Source organism: Bacillus sp. FSL R5-0709 (assembly GCF_038004785.1).
Classification (GTDB): Bacteria; Bacillota; Bacilli; order Bacillales; family Bacillaceae_G; genus Bacillus_A; species Bacillus_A mycoides.
Genome location: NZ_JBBORT010000001.1, coordinates 2,652,874 through 2,671,103, shown reverse-complemented (window position 1 = coordinate 2,671,103; position 18,230 = coordinate 2,652,874). Strand labels below are relative to the sequence as shown.

23 protein-coding genes are annotated in these 18,230 nt (G+C 34.3%); 19 read left to right on the top strand and 4 right to left on the bottom strand.

Annotated features, from left to right (window positions below; translation table 11 throughout):
* The first annotated feature begins 17 nt into the window (after positions 1-17).
* The 8 genes from MKX37_RS13620 (at position 18) to MKX37_RS13585 (ending at position 6,991) form a co-directional block, all read left to right on the top strand.
* Positions 18-401 (top strand): gamma-glutamylcyclotransferase family protein, encoded by a 384-nt coding sequence (locus MKX37_RS13620; protein ID WP_016127113.1) that lies wholly within the window; start codon positions 18-20, stop codon positions 399-401.
* 181 nt (positions 402-582) lie between these two features.
* On the top strand, positions 583-1,326 hold the full coding sequence (locus tag MKX37_RS13615) for a class I SAM-dependent methyltransferase (RefSeq protein ID WP_002168220.1): 744 nt from the start codon (positions 583-585) through the stop codon (positions 1,324-1,326).
* A 117-nt stretch (positions 1,327-1,443) separates the two neighbouring features.
* The gene (locus MKX37_RS13610) at positions 1,444-3,519 is read left to right on the top strand and encodes a HelD family protein (protein ID WP_078203338.1); all 2,076 of its coding nucleotides are present in this window, start codon (positions 1,444-1,446) and stop codon (positions 3,517-3,519) included.
* A gap of 74 nt (positions 3,520-3,593) precedes the next feature.
* Positions 3,594-3,926: a DUF952 domain-containing protein gene (locus tag MKX37_RS13605; RefSeq protein WP_002127746.1), complete on the top strand. Its 333-nt coding sequence runs from the start codon at positions 3,594-3,596 to the stop codon at positions 3,924-3,926.
* Between the two features lie 168 nt (positions 3,927-4,094).
* The gene (locus tag MKX37_RS13600) at positions 4,095-4,442 is read left to right on the top strand and encodes a PadR family transcriptional regulator (RefSeq protein WP_078422345.1); all 348 of its coding nucleotides are present in this window, start codon (positions 4,095-4,097) and stop codon (positions 4,440-4,442) included.
* Positions 4,429-5,430: an HAAS signaling domain-containing protein gene (locus MKX37_RS13595; protein ID WP_016127112.1), complete on the top strand. Its 1,002-nt coding sequence runs from the start codon at positions 4,429-4,431 to the stop codon at positions 5,428-5,430. The genes MKX37_RS13600 and MKX37_RS13595 overlap by 14 nt, the downstream gene beginning before the upstream one ends.
* A 78-nt stretch (positions 5,431-5,508) precedes the next feature.
* On the top strand, positions 5,509-6,021 hold the full coding sequence (locus MKX37_RS13590; RefSeq protein WP_078422344.1) for a GNAT family N-acetyltransferase: 513 nt from the start codon (positions 5,509-5,511) through the stop codon (positions 6,019-6,021).
* Positions 6,022-6,205: 184 nt separating this feature from the next.
* Complete coding sequence (locus MKX37_RS13585) at positions 6,206-6,991, top strand: serine hydrolase (RefSeq protein ID WP_078422343.1); 786 nt, start codon at positions 6,206-6,208, stop codon at positions 6,989-6,991.
* A gap of 218 nt (positions 6,992-7,209) precedes the next feature.
* On the opposite strand, the gene MKX37_RS13580 is transcribed toward MKX37_RS13585, so the two are convergent.
* Positions 7,210-7,947 (bottom strand): hypothetical protein, encoded by a 738-nt coding sequence (locus tag MKX37_RS13580; protein ID WP_078422342.1) that lies wholly within the window; start codon positions 7,945-7,947, stop codon positions 7,210-7,212.
* Between the two features lie 366 nt (positions 7,948-8,313).
* Between MKX37_RS13580 and MKX37_RS13575 the strand changes: the two genes are divergently transcribed.
* The 9 genes from MKX37_RS13575 to MKX37_RS13535 all read left to right on the top strand — a co-directional run bounded on the left by MKX37_RS13575 (position 8,314) and on the right by MKX37_RS13535 (position 15,013).
* Entirely contained in the window at positions 8,314-8,730 is a 417-nt protein-coding gene (locus MKX37_RS13575) for a GNAT family N-acetyltransferase (RefSeq protein WP_002032649.1), read from the top strand.
* Positions 8,731-8,763: 33 nt separating this feature from the next.
* A complete protein-coding gene (locus tag MKX37_RS13570; protein WP_002127741.1) occupies positions 8,764-9,168 on the top strand; it encodes a GNAT family N-acetyltransferase in 405 nt (134 codons plus the stop codon).
* Between the two features lie 15 nt (positions 9,169-9,183).
* A complete protein-coding gene (locus tag MKX37_RS13565) occupies positions 9,184-9,537 on the top strand; it encodes an MmcQ/YjbR family DNA-binding protein (RefSeq protein ID WP_000994618.1) in 354 nt (117 codons plus the stop codon).
* Positions 9,538-9,629: 92 nt separating this feature from the next.
* Positions 9,630-10,016, top strand: a complete 387-nt coding sequence (locus MKX37_RS13560; protein ID WP_078422341.1) for a ribosomal maturation YjgA family protein — start codon at positions 9,630-9,632, stop codon at positions 10,014-10,016.
* Positions 10,017-10,037: 21 nt separating this feature from the next.
* The gene (locus tag MKX37_RS13555; RefSeq protein ID WP_002013022.1) at positions 10,038-10,544 is read left to right on the top strand and encodes a DNA topology modulation protein; all 507 of its coding nucleotides are present in this window, start codon (positions 10,038-10,040) and stop codon (positions 10,542-10,544) included.
* A gap of 59 nt (positions 10,545-10,603) precedes the next feature.
* Positions 10,604-11,281 carry a formylglycine-generating enzyme family protein gene (locus tag MKX37_RS13550; RefSeq protein ID WP_002127738.1) on the top strand — a complete coding sequence of 226 codons (678 nt, stop codon included), beginning with the start codon at positions 10,604-10,606 and terminating at the stop codon, positions 11,279-11,281.
* A 92-nt stretch (positions 11,282-11,373) separates the two neighbouring features.
* Positions 11,374-12,570, top strand: coding sequence for a macrolide family glycosyltransferase (locus tag MKX37_RS13545; protein ID WP_002127735.1), 1,197 nt, complete (start codon positions 11,374-11,376; stop codon positions 12,568-12,570).
* A gap of 76 nt (positions 12,571-12,646) precedes the next feature.
* Positions 12,647-13,207 (top strand): phosphatase, encoded by a 561-nt coding sequence (locus MKX37_RS13540; protein WP_078422350.1) that lies wholly within the window; start codon positions 12,647-12,649, stop codon positions 13,205-13,207.
* Between the two features lie 438 nt (positions 13,208-13,645).
* Positions 13,646-15,013 carry a lytic polysaccharide monooxygenase gene (locus MKX37_RS13535; RefSeq protein ID WP_078422340.1) on the top strand — a complete coding sequence of 456 codons (1,368 nt, stop codon included), beginning with the start codon at positions 13,646-13,648 and terminating at the stop codon, positions 15,011-15,013.
* 212 nt (positions 15,014-15,225) lie between these two features.
* Here the strand turns inward: MKX37_RS13535 and MKX37_RS13530 are convergent, their stop codons facing one another.
* From MKX37_RS13530 to MKX37_RS13520, 3 genes are all read right to left on the bottom strand, one after another.
* Positions 15,226-15,660, bottom strand: a complete 435-nt coding sequence (locus MKX37_RS13530) for a GNAT family N-acetyltransferase (protein ID WP_002189834.1) — start codon at positions 15,658-15,660, stop codon at positions 15,226-15,228.
* Positions 15,661-15,765: 105 nt separating this feature from the next.
* The gene (rpiA, locus tag MKX37_RS13525) at positions 15,766-16,428 is read right to left on the bottom strand and encodes a ribose 5-phosphate isomerase A (RefSeq protein ID WP_002136714.1); all 663 of its coding nucleotides are present in this window, start codon (positions 16,426-16,428) and stop codon (positions 15,766-15,768) included.
* Positions 16,429-16,432: 4 nt separating this feature from the next.
* Positions 16,433-16,753, bottom strand: a complete 321-nt coding sequence (locus MKX37_RS13520) for a 2Fe-2S iron-sulfur cluster-binding protein (RefSeq protein WP_002189833.1) — start codon at positions 16,751-16,753, stop codon at positions 16,433-16,435.
* A 143-nt stretch (positions 16,754-16,896) separates the two neighbouring features.
* On the opposite strand from MKX37_RS13520, the gene MKX37_RS13515 reads away from it, so the two are divergent.
* Positions 16,897-17,583, top strand: coding sequence for an RNA polymerase subunit sigma-70 (locus tag MKX37_RS13515; RefSeq protein WP_002127730.1), 687 nt, complete (start codon positions 16,897-16,899; stop codon positions 17,581-17,583).
* A 20-nt stretch (positions 17,584-17,603) separates the two neighbouring features.
* Positions 17,604-18,185, top strand: coding sequence for an ATP-dependent Clp endopeptidase proteolytic subunit ClpP (clpP, locus tag MKX37_RS13510; protein ID WP_002136712.1), 582 nt, complete (start codon positions 17,604-17,606; stop codon positions 18,183-18,185).
* The last annotated feature ends 45 nt before the right edge of the window (positions 18,186-18,230 follow it).

Below are 18,230 nucleotides of genomic sequence, written 5' to 3'. Positions count from 1 at the left end.
AAAGGGGATAGGGATTTATGCATCACGTTTTCGTGTATGGCACGTTAAGAAAAGAGCAAACGAATGCTCATTTTATGCAAGGTGCAATATGCATCGCAGACGAAGCATGGACGTATGGTAAATTATTTGATACATACGAAGGGTACCCTGCGATGATTTGTTCAAATGAGGACAAAGTATACGGAGAAGTTTATGAAGTAAATGATGATGTTCTGCAAAAGTTAGATGAACTTGAAGAATACACAGGTAATACAGAGAGTGATTTATATGACAGAATCACCGAAACGATTTATTTAGGTAATAGAGAAATACGTGCATTTGTGTATATTGCTCAAGATAAAGAGATGCTAAAGAAAGTCATCATTTCTGGTGATTGGGTGGAGTATCAACAAGGAAAATAAAAGCAGCTATAGAGCAGATAGTGGAATCGACCATTATCTGCTTTTTATATTGGTAATTTCAAAATTCTTATTATTTTGATAAATCATAAATATAGAGAAATAAAAATGGTTTTTTTCATGGGTGTCAGAAATTTAGTTTCTCACCTGTAGCAGAAAAATTTAGTGCAGGAGGAGAATAATAATGAACGAATTAAATGTGAAGGAATTTTACCAAAAACAATTCGAACTGTCGAATTACGATATCAATACAGAAAGCTGGTTAGAGCAGGTTGCTAAAGAAGTTCAAGAACAAGTTGGTCATCCATTTCAAGCGATGTTAGAACTAGGAGCAGGAAATGGTAGATTTGCAAGGGCGATGTCTAGGTTACAAGTGAAAATGACTACGGTTGAACTTGTACCAGAGTTAGTTATGTTTGCAAAAGAACATTCTACTAATAATATAGATATTCATTGCGCTGATTTTTATAAAATTAACTTTGAAGAAAAGTTTGATGTTGTTAGTTATTTAGACGGATTTGGTGTAGGAACAGATGATGAGCAATTGATTCTATTAAAACGGATTAAAAATTGGATGAAGGATGATGGATGTGCACTTATTGATATTTATCAACCATTGTATTGGAAAAAAGTAAGTGGACAAGAAATGTTCTTAAGTGTAGCTATGCGAAAATACGAATATGATAGTATAAATGAAAGAATGTTAGATCATTGGTGGGACCCTAATTATCCAAATGATGTAGTAACACAGTCTTTACGATGTTATACGGTAGATGAGATTAGCAATCTATGTGCTGAAGCTGGTTTAAGTATTATGGGATTCTTCCCTGGGGGAGCATATGATTTTGAAAAACGAAAATATAAAGAATTGGCAACATTAAATGAATGTTTGGCATATCGAATTAAATTAAAAAAGAGTAGGGATTAATCTCTACTCTTTTTTAATTTAGAAAATTCTTACTAAAACTATTGACTTTATGAATGGATTTTTAATACAATTATATTTCGACTGAAAAAATTGGAACGGACAGGAGGGAATCATCAAATGAACAACATTTTTGACGAAGAGTTACAAAAAATGAAAGATACTTTAAGTACGATGGATGATCAATTAGAACAGCTTGAAAAAATCCCGGTTTATTATGGAGAAGATTTTAAAGAGCAAATTCTTGAAAGTATGAGGGAGTCTAATAGACAAAGCTTACGTATTGGTGTACATGAGCCGTATTTTGGAAGATTAGACTTTCAGGAGGATGGCAAGGAAGACGTAATGCCGATTTACATCGGTAAAGTAGGTGTTTCAGATAAAGATACGATGAAACCAATTGTAATTGATTGGCGTGCACCTGTCGCAAGTATGTTTTATTCATTTACTGGTGGTGAAGAATTAGCATTTTATCATTCACCAGACGGATTAGTAGAAGGCGATGTTTATTTAAAACGAAACATTTCGATTCGAAAGAGAGAACTAGAACGTGTTGTTGATACATATGTGAAAGGAAATGAAGATGTCTCACATGCTGATGATTTTCTTCTATATCGATTAGGTGAGAATAAAGATAATAAATTGAAAGATATCGTTTCGACTATACAATCGGAGCAAAATGATATTATTCGTGCGGAAAGAAACTTACCATTATTAATTCAAGGGGTTGCAGGGAGCGGAAAAACAACGATCGCTTTACATCGCCTTGCTTTTTTAATTTATGAATATCGTGAACAACTTGAAGCGGAGAGAATGATCGTATTCGCTCCAAACAGTTTGTTTTTAGACTATATTTCGAGTGTACTTCCTGAGTTAGGGGTAGGAAATATTAGTCAAACAACGTTTCCAGATTGGGCATTACGTACGTTAGATGGTTCGGTGAAACTAAAGCAGACAGAAGAAAAATTGAAAGAAGCTTTTTCAATTAATCGCGATGAAAAAAAGGTTATGCTCGGAAAATTAAAAGGCAGGCTGGAATTTAAGTCGTTTATTGAAGAAAGAATGATTCAATTTGAAAAAGAATTAGTACCGACAAAAGATTTTGAGGCATGGGATAAAGCAGTTATTCCAGTGGAAGACGTTAAAAAATGGATACAAGTTGAATATAAACATTATCCATTAAAGAAAAGAAGAGAACGTTTAGTCGGCCGAATGAAGCGCTGGATTGAAATTGAACTTAAAAAGTTTGGAGAAACAAACGAGAAAAAGTTACTAAAAAAAGAAGCGACAAAGAGATTGAACACATATATGAATTTTTGGCCGAAAATGAGCCCGCTTTCACTATATAATTCAATGATAAAGAGTAAAGAAATACTCGAAGTATTACCTGAAGAACTTGTTCAAGAAACAGAAAAGAATTGTCGTAAAAAAGAAGTGTATGTAGAAGACTTACCAGCTTTAATTTACATACAACATCGCATAACAGGAATTGAAATTGGACAAAAGTTCCATCACGTCGTTATTGATGAAGCGCAAGATTTCTCGCCATTCCAAGTATATGTATTAAAAGAAATTACACTAGGTAATTCTTTCACCATATTAGGTGATTTATCTCAAGCGATTTATGATTATCAAGGAATTGAAGACTGGGGTGCTTTTAAGGAAGTATTCCAAGAAACAGGTTATTATGAACTGACGAGAAGTTATCGTTCTACAAAAGAAATTATTGAATTCGCGAATGAAATAATTAAAAATGCAGAGATTCCAGTGGGACTCGCAACTCCAGTTTTCCGTAGCGGTGAAGACGTGAAAGTAATTCCGGCAGAGGACCAATTTACTGAAGTTTTAAAGACATTACAGCATTTGCAAACTGAAGATGTGAAAACAATCGCGGTAATTGGAAGAACAGACGATGAATGCCGTGATATATATGAGAAGTTAACAAATGCAGAGTTGACTGTTAATGTCATTGAAGCAGATCAAAGCAAATATGAAGGTGGTATTTCGGTAGTACCTGTATATTTGGCGAAAGGTTTAGAATTTGATGCCGTACTTCTAATCGACGTTGATGAGGAACATTACAAAAATACAAAACATGATGCGAAATTATTGTATGTCGGATGTACGAGATCGCTTCATGATTTATGGATTTTCCATAGTGGGGAAGCGTCGCCATTAATTAAGGGATTAAAATAAATAAAAAAGAGGATTTTCTAGTAATAAACAGAAAAACCTCTTTTTTTCTATATAAGGATATAAGGGGAATGGATATGATTACAAAAGTAATAACAAAAAGAAATTGGGAAATCGCAAAAACAACTAGAGAGATTAATGAAGCCTCACTTAAAGAAGAGGGGTTCATTCATTGTTCATTATTAGACCAAGCTTTAAAAGTTGCGGAAACACATTTCAGTCATGAAGAAGATGTATTATTACTTACAATTGATCCATCCCTAGTAAAAGCAGAAATAAAATATGAACTTGCTTCTAACGGTCAAGAATACCCGCATGTATATGGAGTAATCAATTTTGAGGCAATTGTAGGTGTTGCACCATTTCTTAAAGAAAAGGGAGATTTTTTATTACCAGAGGGACAAAGTTAAGAGTGTTATAGGTATTTAAGTTAGCTAGAAAAGCGCAAATTATATAGTTTGTGCTTTTTATTGTATATATTTTTTGAAAAATTATTGTTTTTGTCACACTAATACTGTACGATACATAGTATAAAACACATACTGTATGACATATAGTAATGGAAATGAGGTGGGTGAATGGATACTTTATTAAATTCATTAATTACTGAGCTAAGGAGAGGGACATTGACATTAGCGGTTTTAAGTCAACTAAGAACGCCGCAATATGGATATTCGCTTGTCCAATTATTGGAGCAATCAGGAATCATGATAGATCAAAGTACTTTATATCCACTACTTCGCCGATTAGAAAAGCAGGAGCTAGTGACGAGTAGTTGGGATAAAACGGAGAGTAGACCTCGTAAGTACTATGTTTTAAGTGAATATGGATTAAATATATTTTTGCAGTTGAAAAAGGAATGGATAAAGGATTCAAAAGAACTTTATAACTTATTAAAGGAGGAGGACAAGAATGAGTTTGATTGATATGTACGTCCAAGAAGTTGCGAAGAGATTACCTGAAAAAAATCGTGAAGATATTACGCTTGAGCTACGGTCGACAATAGAGGATATGTTATCAGACGATTATAATGAAGATGATGTGAAGAGCGTTCTCGAAAAATTGGGGAGCCCGGTTTCATTGGCTAATGGGTATTTGGATAGACCGATGCATTTAATTGGACCACGCTATTTTGATGTATATACGACGCTATTAAAAATGATTATACCAATTGCAGCTGTTATCGCACTCATTGCAATGATTGCAGAAAATTTTATAGGCTATACTGGTGATCAAGCAGTATTAAATGTTATTTTACAATTGATAGGTAAAGGCATTGGGGAAATTGTCGAAGTAGGCCTCCATGTATTTTTCTGGTTGACACTTGTATTTGCTATTTTAGAAAGAACAGATAAAGACAAAGGTACCCAACCGTTGACGACAAGTTTAAAAAAATGGACTCCTGATGATTTGAAAAATATCTCGTATGTTCCAAAGAAAAAGTCAATCTCAAAGTTTGAAGTTTTTGGAGGTTTGATGTGGACAGCAGTTTGGGCTACCCTTTACTTTTATGCGAATCATCTTGTTGGCGTATATAATGGTGCAGCAGATGGACTGAAATTTGTCGCACCAACTTTCAATCAAGATGTTTTACTTCAGTATTGGCCAATCGTTGTAATTATGATCGTTTTCGAAGTAGCTATATCTCTTTATAAGTTAGTACAGGGACAATGGACGACAAGGTTGGCAATTGGGAATGCAATCCTACAGTTAGCTGCAACAATAGTATTCATTGTAATTGTAGTAAATCCTCATTTATTTAACGAAGGATTCATTATGTATGTGGCAAATGTGTTTGCAATTTCTCCAGAGGAATTTAAAACGTGGTTAATTGGTGGAGGGATAATTATCTTCATATTATCTGCGGTACTAAATGCAATTGATGGTTTTCGAAAATCTAGAATTCGGTTGTAAAAATAAGTTTGAATTATTATTAGGTAGATCAGTTGAAAGAAAGGTACAGAGAAATATCATTATGAAAGGAAGAAAACAATGATAAGGGAAGCAATGAAAAAAGATGTAACATTTATTTTAGATATTTATAATGATGCAATCCTTAATTCAACAGCTGTATATGCGTACAAACCTGTAACCCTTGAAAATAGAATAGATTGGTATGAACAAAAAAAGGCTGATGGCTATCCAATTTTAGTCTACGAGCTAGATAATAAAGTAGTAGGATTTGCGACATTTGGCCCCTTTAGGGCATGGTCTGCCTATAAATATTCAGTTGAACATTCTGTGTATGTTGATAAGGAATATAGAAAAAATGGAGTTGGGTCCTCTTTAATAGAAGAATTAATTACAATAGCAAAAGAAAGAGAATATATGACCTTAATTGCTGGAATTGACGCAGAAAATGAGAAAAGTATTGCCCTGCATCAAAACTATGGATTTGTTCATGCAGGAACAATAAAAAAAGCCGGTTATAAGTTCAATCGATGGCTAAATTTAGCTTTTTATCAATTGGAGCTTAATGGTCCTAAAAATCCTACTGAAGAATAGCTGTATCTATTACTTTAAAAATAATTTTAAAAAGAAATTGTATATATTTCAAAAGGTAGTATGAAGAAATCTCATGCTATCTTTTTCTTATTGTATTCATGATTATCATTTAACAAAAAAGGATTCTTATATTCTATATCGAATTTTGAGAAGATGATAAAACGATATAAGAAGAGGGATGAATATGCAGGCTGTCATTAAAAAAATAAAAGAAATACAAATTGGTCAAGTTGGAATACTTGTTTATTCAACAAAGAATGGAAATATAGTCGCTACCCATAACAATGAGCTATACGTTCCTTTAGCATCAGCAGCAAAAGTTGCAATTGGATTTGCAGTAGCAAAGATGGTAAAGGACAAACAAATTAATTGGAATGATACACTTCATCACATTAAGTTTAATCCAAATGAGGATAGTGTGCAGTTATATCCTCATTTACAAGGAAGAACTACATTAACACTTAGTAAAGCGGTTGAAGTAATGATAGCTTGCCACGACAGTTATATTGCTCACTCGGTTGTAATGCACTGCGGAGGATGGGAAACTGTCAGAGAAAATGTTTTAACGTACTTTTCAAAGATTCATATACAGGAAAACCCTAGAGATGAGCAAAATGTCGGAGAGTTAAATCAAGTTCTTTCACTTTTAGTACATATTTTTCAAGGGTATAAAGCAGAACCAGAATTATGGGAATCAATTATAAATGGAATTGTAAGGCAACAAGGTGATTATGAAGGAATACCGTATTATCATTTAGCGCATGTGACAGGTGGTTTATCCACCGCTATAATAAATATTGGTATAATAGGGATGTTTCATGAATCTCCGTTTCTTTATGTAATTGGGGGAAGAGATTTACCTAATCGATTTGATAATAAAGAGGTTGATGAAACAATTCTAGAAGCTTTGAAGTGCTTATATAAAGAATATAAGATGACAAGTCAAACAAACGTTGTAACCGATAATTGAATAAAAACGTTATTTTAATAGCAGGGAGGGGAATAGTGCACCTAAAGGAGTATACCGTTTACAAAAGTGAATCGCTCATATGTATCGGGACTATAAAGGAATGCGCTCAGCATATGGGAGTGTCTGGTGATTTCTAACATAAAAAGAGAGCACAAAGGCTCTCCTTAATGGTTTTGTGATCCGCCAGCAAAACGAAAAGATTCAAGTACTTCAATACATTAGAAATTTTGTGAACATGAAGTACAAGGTCCACCAGTCGGCTGAAATACAACATTGTCAACAAAAGCTGTTGCGCCTTCTCCCCCTGTAGCAGTATTTTGGAAAGAAATACATGCTGTAGTTACAGTAGCAGGTATACACACAACAAGAATATAATGTTGGAAAAGAGATTGTGGTTGATTCATAACTGGTACAATATGTGGAATGTTTAATGGACCAAGAGTTACAGGGGCAGGAGGACATGCTTGCCCAAGTTCTGGGAAAGATACTGAAGCTATAAGAAATGCACCATCCCTTACATCTGCAGCAAAAGAAAACGTATAACAACAACCTGCGTCAACATCAACTGTTTGATTAATACTTCCACCTGGATTAATTGATGCAGCTAAGAGACTAAATGAACCATTTGACAGAAACCGGCCACTATGAACGTTTGGAAACCCTACTTCTGAAACAGAACCTGCTTGATTCCAACCTGGAACTGGATCTCCTACTACTGCCGGCTCGTCAAATCCAGGGTTGTCAAGAATATTATTACATGGACAACATCCTACTGCTGTTGGACCCGTTGGGCCAGTTACGCCTGTTGGACCTGTTGGGCCCGTTGGACTTGTTGGACCTGTTGGACCTGTTGGGCCCGTTGGACCTGTTGGACCCGTTGGACCAATTTCAGGTGGAGGTAAAGGGGGACCGAAACATTCGCACGGAATATGAAAATTTTTTTTAAATTTACTCATTTTTACACCATCCTTATCATTTACCCACTTACACTCTATAGTTTATGAATCAGCTAACACGCAAGTATAAGGAAAAAGCCTTTAAAAATAAAAATAAGCATAAGCCCTTATGACACAAATATAAACCCATTCTATAATATATAAGGAACATGGCTTTACTCCAACAGCACTTATTTTTTGGCCATCTATTTTATTATTAATCGCTAGTTTTGCCGTTATAAGTTATGTGAGAATAGGCTATGTCTCTGTACCAGGCATAATTGGTTTTTCATGCTTTGTTACATATGCTGGATTTATATTCATCAGTATATTAAAGAGAAGAAGTAAAAATTAAATGTAGCTTACTAAGTTGAAAGGAGGAAATATATGAAAAGCATAGAGAACGGTACTCGCACTGAAGGTGAATACATTAAAAATAAAGTAATTCAATATAATATGTCTATCTTAACAGATGAAGTAAAACAGCCCATGGAACAAGTAAGTTTTGTAGTGAAAGATGAGGAAGGAAAAATCTTTGGCGGGGTAACAGGAACGATGTATTTTTATCATCTTCATATAGATTTTTTATGGGTTGATGAATCTGTTCGTCATGATGGTTATGGTAGTCAATTGTTACATAAAATAGAAGGAATTGCGATGGAAAAAGGATGTAGACTTATTTTACTAGATTCATTTAGTTTCCAAGCACCAGATTTTTATAAAAAGCACGGATACCGAGAATATGGTGTTGTTGAAGATCATCCTAAAGGGCATAGTCAACACTTTTTAGAAAAGAGATTATAATAATATTATGTATACTGGTTGAGGGGAGAAAAAATGTACACGTATAGATTACAACATGAACAACCAATCTGTGTAGAAAAAATAAAGAAACTTTACGATTCTGTAGGTTGGTGGCCAGAAAGAAAAGAAGTCGATATTCAAAAAATGTTAAAGAATAGTATAGCAATTGGAGTATGGGAAGAAAACGAATTAATTGGATTTGCTAGAGTTGTTACTGACGGTGTTTTTCGGGCGTATATTGAAGATGTTGTCGTACATGAGAGTGTAAGAAACAAGGGAATTGGTGAGAAGATGCTTACAATGTTACTTCGAGAGATATCTCATATTGATATTGTAAGTCTATTTTGCGGCGAGAAACTAATAAAGTTTTATGGTGAACAGCAATTTAAAGCGACGAAGCAAATTGTGATGCATCGTAATCAAATAGTGAAAGAATAAGAGGTGCCAATTAGAATGAATGCAACAAGAGCGTATTGTTTATCGAAAAGAAAAGCGACAGAGGATTCTCCAGATGGCTGGAGTGCAACATGTATGAGGCTCAATAATAAAATATTTGCGATAGTGAACCATGAAGAAGGGGAAAAAGCTGCGATTACATTAAAATGTGATCCAGAACTCTCTTTACGAATAAGAGAAGATTATCCAGAAACAATAATTCCTGGATATCATATGAATAAAAAGCATTGGAATACAGTGTACATACATAAGGATGTGGGGCAAGAACAAATTAATAAAATGATAGATTGGTCGTATGATTTAGTATTACAATCATTTTCAAAGAAAAAGCAGCAAGAGTTATTGGATTAAATACAAAGTGAAGTCGACTATAAATAGCTAGTAAAATGATTATATTTTACTAGCTATTTGCAGTTTTACATTATATATTAGGGGGTTTTGAAATGAATACGAAACGAAATAGATTACTATATGCGGTGTTTACTATAGTTGTTATTATTTTAGGTCTTAGTTCAAGAAAGTTTGCTTTTGCGTTACCAGATTTGTTAAATGAGTACTTAGGTGATGCTTTATGGGCATTAATGATTTTTACTGGATTCGGATTTTTGTTTCCTAAAATAGAAATGAAGAAATTAGCTTTTATTAGTTTGATATTTTGCTACGGGATTGAAATTAGCCAATTGTACCATGCGGAATGGATTGATAGCATTCGCGCAACGACTTTAGGTGGACTCGTATTAGGTTATGGATTTTTATGGAGTGATTTAGTGGCTTACACAATTGGTGTTGGAGTAGGAATGCTTGGTGAGTTTATGCTATGGAAGAAATAAAAGATGTAAAAAGGGGTATTTATGAAAAAAATAATATTAATAGGTTCTGGTGGTTCAGGAAAATCTACATTAGCAAAACAGTTAGGGAATAAATTAAATATTAAGGTGCATCATCTTGATGCACTATTTTGGAAACCAAATTGGGAGGGTGTACCGAAAGAGGAGCAAAGAACGGTTCAAAATGAATTAGTTAAAGGGGAAAAGTGGATTATTGATGGGAATTATGGCGGGACAATGGACATAAGAATTAACGCAGCTGATACAATTATCTTTCTTGATATTCATAGAACAATTTGTGTTTATCGTGCTTTTAAAAGAATTGTGCAATATCGGAATAAAACAAGACCGGATATGGGGGCTGGATGTGAAGAAAGATTTGACTTGCAATTTTTCAAATGGATATGGGAATATCCTAAGTCGAAAAGACCTGCAATTTTAAAAAGAATCGATCAATTCAATAAGGATAAAAGAATTATTATTTTAAAAACACCAAATGAGGTTCAACGATTCATAAAGGAAGTGCAGTAAGTATAAATTGGTGCATTAAAAACATTAAATTATGTTCCATTTTGAATGGAGGAATAATATTGAATGAAATAATTCGCTTGATTGATTCTTATATGGTAAAAATCCCAGCAGGGGAGATAGTTTTAAGAGACGATCGAATTAAAAGAGAATGGAAGGCCCAAATTAAGCCGTTTCTTCTTGCGCAATATACTGTAACGATGGAATTATATTATACTGTTATAAATGAATCATCAAATTCTTTTTTAGGCAATCATAAACCCGTTGTTAATACTTCTTGGAATGATGTGATTATATTTTGTAATTTACTTTCAAAAAAAGCGGGATTAAAAGAATATTATTCTATTAGTGATGGCGGTCAAAAGGTTAGTTGTAATGTAGAGTCCAACGGCTACCGATTACCTTCTGAGGGAGAGTGGCAATATGCATGTAAAGCAGGGACTACTGGGTATACATATGGAGAACTTGATAAGATAGCTTGGTATAATAAAAACTCGGATGGGAAAATTCATGAGGTCGGTAAAAAAGAACCGAATGCATGGGGAGTATATGATATGTTAGGGAATGTTTGGGAATGGTGTTATGATTTGTATGATGAAAAGGTATATGGATCGTACCGAATTTTCCGAGGCGGTAGCTGGGCTGAAGAAGCGAGAGGGTGCGGTGCTACTTGTCGCCGTCGTAGTCATCCTACATTTCATATAGATGATCTCGGTTTTAGGCTTGCTAGGTCAATTTAGCAGGAAAATGATACATATAACTCCGTAAAGAGTATGGAAAGTATCCATACTCTTTACAACATAGAAATTTTAAAATTTAAGGAGTGTTTTGAATGGCACGTGTTTTATTCATTAACGCTGGATCAGAAGGACATATAAATCCAACATTACATGTTGTAGAAGAACTGATTTCTCGCGGTGAAGAGGTAGTTTATTTTTCAATAGAGGCTTTCAGGGAGCGTATTGAGAAGACAGGTGCTACTGTACGAACGATTGATGATGAAAAATTTATAAAAGCATTTCTTTCCGGTGGTCGAAATTATTTACAGGAAAGAATAAACGGCCTTCTACATACAGCTGATATTGTAATACCTAGTGTTCTAGAACAAATTGAAGGTGAACATTTTGATTATATTATTCATGATTCGATGTTTGGCTGTGGTCGCTTAATTGCCCAAATTCTTAATCTTCCAGCCATAAATTCATGCACATCTTTTGCACAAGATGAAAAATCATTTAAACAAATGTTAGACCATCTTTCTAAAAATATCCCACTGGAAGTTCAGGATAGAATACATAATGATTTTGAAAACTTAACTAATGGAATTACAGAAAAATATGGTGTTAATATAAACTCACCGTATGAAGTTTTCTGTAATCCAGCTTCACTTACTATTGTGTATACAATTAAGGAGTTCCAACCTTTTGGGGATACATTTAATGAAACATTCAAATTTGTGGGTCCATCTATCTCTACACAAGTGAAAAATGAAGGTTTTGATTACACTTCAATTGAAGAAAAAAGCCTGATTTACATTTCATTAGGTACTGTTTTTAATGAAGCGCTTGATTTTTATAAACTTTGTATGAAGGCGTTCGAGAATAGTAAGCATACACTTGTTATGTCTATTGGCAACAAAACGGAAATAAGTGATTTAGGTAATATCCCTAAAAACTTCATTGTGAAAAACTATGTACCACAAACTGAACTTCTCAAATATACGAAACTATTTATTACACACGGCGGTATGAACAGTACGCATGAAGGGATATATAACGGTGTTCCACTCGTTGTAATTCCGCAAAGTGCAGATCAGCCAGTAATCGCAAGGCAAGTTGAGAATCTCGGAGCAGGGGTTACATTACAAATGCAAGGATTAACGGAGAGTCAACTACGTGAGAGTGTAGATCTAGTATTAAATAACTCTTCATTCAAAGAAACTGTTTTGAATATGAAGGAGTCTTTCCGAAAATCAGGTGGGTATAAGCAAGCTGTTGATGAAATTTTTAAATTTACAGGCTGTTATTAAAACTATACATGTGAAAGGGTGTCTATATTAAATGATATAGACACTTTTATGTTATATGAAGCGAGGAATTGATGAAATGGAAAGAATGAAAATACTAGATGTAAATTTTGCTGATATGACAGCTACACCATTTTTTCAAGTGGAGGCGAAAAATAGAATTAGATTCGATATAGAATTATTTGAGGGTAATTTGAGAGGATTAAGAGGGATTTTGACTGAACTTTTTAAAAGTCCTGATACGATTGATGTTTCATTTATTTCCGGTTACATAACATATGGTAAAAGTAAGAGAATAAATGAGAAAACAAAAATTGGAAGGTTCATGAAGATTAAGAATTGGACAGAAACGAAAGTAGACGTTGATGATCTTGAAAGTACAATCATATTTACTACGATTAAAGGTGTACATGAAGATGAAGTATATAAGTATTGCAAGTATGTCGTTAATGGTGATCAGCAAGCGTATATTTCTTTTTATAACGATACTTATTTATTGTATATAAGTACAGACGTTATTGACATTGTTTCACCAGATACAAGTTTAATAGAAAAGTTAAAACTTCAATACAGTGAAGAATATGATAAGTTTTATGAAACTATATTGACGGATTCGGAAATGTTTACAAGTGATAAGTAATTTCAAAGTATTGATAGAAAGATATATGGAAAATGGAGATGGCACGTTGTTTTAAAATAATGTGATCTCACATTGCCATGCGTTTTAAGTTAACGATGAAGGGTTTCAAGACGACTTGGTGCAATTCATCCATATATATACCTAAAATTTTTCATTACAAGTACTACAATTTCTATTGCTCACTTTTACTTTATAAATTTAGGATGTAGTTTTACGTGTTAGTAGTAATTTCACTGTTTCTGCACAACTTCTGCACACATTTAGGTGATTTCTATGTCATGATATATTCCATAAGTGAAATATTTCACAAGAAATGAAATGTTTCTTTACGACGGTGTATGCATATTTACGCATACACGAAATAAGATTGACTCTTGTTATTCTTTTACATCAAAGCCCACATTACACTACGAAGTATAACAAGAAGGGGACAGGAACATGAATAATCGATTTTTAAAACAACTACAAAACTTGAAAATGAACAAAAAAAGTATAGGAGCTGTTGCATTAACAGCTGGAATTATCAGCACGACACTTATTCCTCAAAATGCATACGCGCACGGCTTTGTTGAAAAGCCTGGTAGCCGTTCCGCTTTATGTAGTCCAACTTATGGTGCTCTAAATGTAAACTGCGGAAGTGTTATGTATGAACCACAAAGTTTAGAAGCTCCAAAAGGATTCCCACAAGGTGGCCCAGTTGATGGGCAAATCGCTTCTGCAGGTGGAAAATTTGGCGGTATTTTAGATCAACAAACAGCAAATCGTTGGTTTAAAAATACAATCACTGGTGGGGAAAATACATTTACTTGGAAGTATACAGCACCTCACTTAACAAGCAAATGGCACTACTATATTACAAAAAAAGGATGGAATCCAAATAAAGCACTAACAAGAGCAGACTTTGAGCCAATTGGCACTGTACAACATGATGGTTCTGCAGCTTCAAATAATTTAACTCATAAAATCAATGTACCTACTGACCGTAGTGGATATCATGTGATTTTAGCTGTATGGGATGTAGCTGATACAGCAAATGCGTTCTATAATGTAATTGATGTGAATCTCATCAATAATGTGAAACCAGACACAGAAGCGCCAAGTATTCCAAATGGAATTCAGGCGCAAAAAGTAACAGCGAATAGTATAGAACTAACATGGAACGTTTCTACGGATAATGTAGGAGTAAAAGGGTACCAAATCTTCCGTAACGGAGAGATGATTGACACAGTACCAGGCACTTATTTTATTGATAAGAAATTACAACCAAGCACAGAATACACTTATACTGTAAAAGCAATTGACGCAGCTGGCAATGTATCGAAAGAAAGTACAGCGCTTACAGTGAAAACAACAGTTGAAGCTCCTGATACAGAAGCACCAACACAACCAAAAGGATTACATAGCATGGGAACAACAGCGTCAAGTGTGGATCTAATGTGGAGCCCATCTGATGATAACGTTGGAGTAGACTATTACGATATTTATAGAGAAATAGAAGGAACAATGAAAAAAATTGCAACATCCAATACGACTTCTTATATGGATAAAAATTTACTCGCTAATACTACTTATAAATATGCAGTGAAAGCAGTGGATGTAGTTGGAAATGAATCCATACAAAGTGATACGTTCACAATCACTACAAAAACTGAAAGTGCTTCATATGAAGCGTGGGATGCAAAGAAAGCATATAAAAAGGAAGATAGAGTTTTACACGAGGGAAAAGTGTATGAAGCAGTCCAGAATTATGAAGGACATGGGGATCCAAACTGGATTTTTGCTTTATCCTTATGGAAAACAGTGTAAGCTTTACCTCAAAATGAAATGAAAGATGATGGGCTTTGATGCAAAAAAAGGAAGTTTGAGAGTTAACTTTTCTGCTTATAAAAAAGAAGACGTATTCAGCGTCGTCTTTTTGTATTAATCTAGAATATTCATCAAAGAGACTTTCAAACGAATAAGCTACAGAAAGGTTACTATACGAATACATAATGTAGAATCATATAGTAACCTTTCTATTATGATAACACTTTCGTCATAAGAATATGTGGAATTCCATCTTCCATAAATACGTCGGAAGAAGTTTGATAGCCTAATTTTTCATAAAACCCTTCAGCTTGTGTTTGACCGTGTAGTTTAACTTTGTTTGCTTCTTTGTTACGAGCAATCTCTTCTAACTTTTGAATGATTACTTTGCCTAATCCGTATTTGCGATAGTCTTTTAAAATACAAATTCTTTCTAGTTTACCCATTCCGTCAACGAATCGTATACGGCCAGTTCCTACAGGAAGTTCATTATAATAAACTAATATATGTTTGCATGCCTCGCCAATTTGGTCATATGTATCGAATTCATCTTCAAGAGGGACACCTTGTTCTTTTACAAAGACTTCTTTTCGAATGTGAAAGGCAGTTTCTAAATCTGTAAGTTCTGTTATGAGTTTGGATTGCAAATTGTTCAGCCCTTTCTAGTGTGATATGAATGTGTTTTCATAGTATATCATACTGTAATGCTATAAAAGAAAAAACTGACTTGTAAAAGTCAGCCTTTAACATGCTTAATATTCTTTTATACCGTTTTTTGTTCCGATGATCGCTTTGCTCGTCATATTGATAAATAATCCTGTTTCAACTACACCGGTAATCATCTTTAACTCTGTATGTGTATCATTTGGATTCAATATTTTGTTTGGAAAAATACAATCAATAATTAAATTGCCGTTATCAGTTATAAATGGTCCGCCATCTTTCATACGTAAACGCGTTTCGCATCCTAAAGATTGAATTCTCTTTTCAGTTTGCTTCCAAGAGAAGGGGATGATTTCAATAGGAAGTGGAAAGGTACCTAAATGTGAAACGAGTTTGGATTCATCTGCAATAATAATAAGTTCTTTAGAGGAGGTGGCAACAATCTTTTCGCGAAGTAATGCACCACCACCACCTTTTATTAATTGTAAATCATTATTGATTTCATCTGCTCCATCAATTGTGAGATCAAGTATATCAATTTCATTTAAAGAGATTAGCGGAATAGATAATTGTTTTGCTAATACTTCAGTTTCTTTTGATGTCGGTGCAGCTTGAATAGATAACCCTTCTTGTACACGGTGACCTAACTTTTGTATCGTCCAATATACGGTTGAACCCGTACCAAGTCCAATCGTCATACCATCTCTTACAAAGCCAGCAGCATATTCGCCTGCAAGCTGTTTTAAATTCATCATTTTACTCCGCCGGGCGTGATCCAGCATCTAAACCGGAATTTTCAACTGTAAGTATAGGGCGAACGGTAATATCTTTATGTACACGCATTTGGCACGATAATCGTAAGTGGTCTTCAATTCCTTTTTCCGTAATAGCTTGTTTTTCATCATTTGTCGCCTCACAAAAATCACCTGCAATGACTTCAACTCTACAAGTTGTACATCTTGCTTTGCCACCGCAACGATGAAGAATGTGTACACCGTTATCTTCAAGTGCTAATACTAATTTCGTTCCTTCTTTAATATCGAAAGTTCCGGTACCTTCAACTGTTAATTTTGGCAAATTGATTCCTCCTCATGTAAAATGCTATATAACATATTTATGACCCGTATTCATGAACATAAACATAAAATTAATTATAAGCCCCGTAACTTTTTTATTTGTTCAATCGTTTATTAAGTAAGCGCTGAAAAGGAGTGGTTATTTTGTGCACAAAAGTAACTCAGGTTTTAAAGGATCATATCGATATGAATCATTCAAATATAAATTTTTTAATTACACATTATGCAGAGGTAAAAAGATACTGTACGTTTTTGACGAAAAACAAATGGGATGGGGAAGACCTTGCCCAAGAAGCAATTTGCAAAGTTCTTCAAAAGTATAGTGAGAAGGAAATTTGTATAACGCTTCTGTATAAAATTGCTCGAAATCAATGGTTAGATCAAATGAAATCAAAATCCGTTCAAGAAAAGTTAGAACAGCAAAATACATTTGAAGAACCACATGGAAAAATTGCAGATTTGCATGAAATGGTAGGGAAAGTATTGTCTTCGTTAAATGTGCAACAATCCGTAATTTTATTATTGAAGGATGTTTTTCAGTATAGTATCGCGGATATTGCAAAAATATGCTCTGTATCAGAAGGGGCAGTGAAAGCATCTTTATTTAGGAGTAGAAATAGGCTGAAAACTGTAAATGAAGAAGGCATTGAAATAGTGGAGTACACGGATGATGTTGAAATCGTTGTAACTTCTATTCGAGAAGAAAGACCTGAATTGTTGACGAAACTTCTCCCAACAATAGATTTCACTAAGTTACCATCAATACAACCAGTGTTATTCTTCAGTATGAAACAATCTTCTTCTTACAGTTGTATGCTTAATGCGGCATAAAACAGATGGAGGGATTTATAATGAGTGTAATTCCTTACGTAATAGAACAAACGAAATTAGGAGAACGCTCCTATGATATATATTCAAGATTATTAAAAGACCGAATTATTATGATTGGTTCAGAAATTAACGATCAAGTTGCCAGCAGTGTAGTAGCACAATTATTGTTTTTAGAAGCGGAAGATGCAGAAAAAGATATATTCCTGTATATCAATAGTCCGGGTGGTTCAACGACAGCGGGATTTGCAATATTAGATACGATGAACCTTATTAAACCAGATGTGCAAACACTTTGTATGGGCTTTGCGGCATCGTTTGGTGCGCTTTTACTATTAGCTGGTGCAAAAGGAAAAAGATTTGCGCTCCCTAACAGTGAAATCATGATTCATCAACCGCTCGGCGGTGTAAAAGGTCAAGCAACGGAGATTGAAATTACAGCAAAAAGAATATTAAAGTTAAAACATGATATTAACAAAATTATATCTGATCGAACAGGGCAACCAGTAGAAAAGGTAGCTCATGATACAGAAAGAGATTATTTTATGACGGCAGTAGAAGCGAAGGAATATGGAATTGTTGATGCAGTTATTGAGAAAAAATAACGTAAAACAGGCTAGAGAATATACTAAATTCTCTAGCCTGTTTTT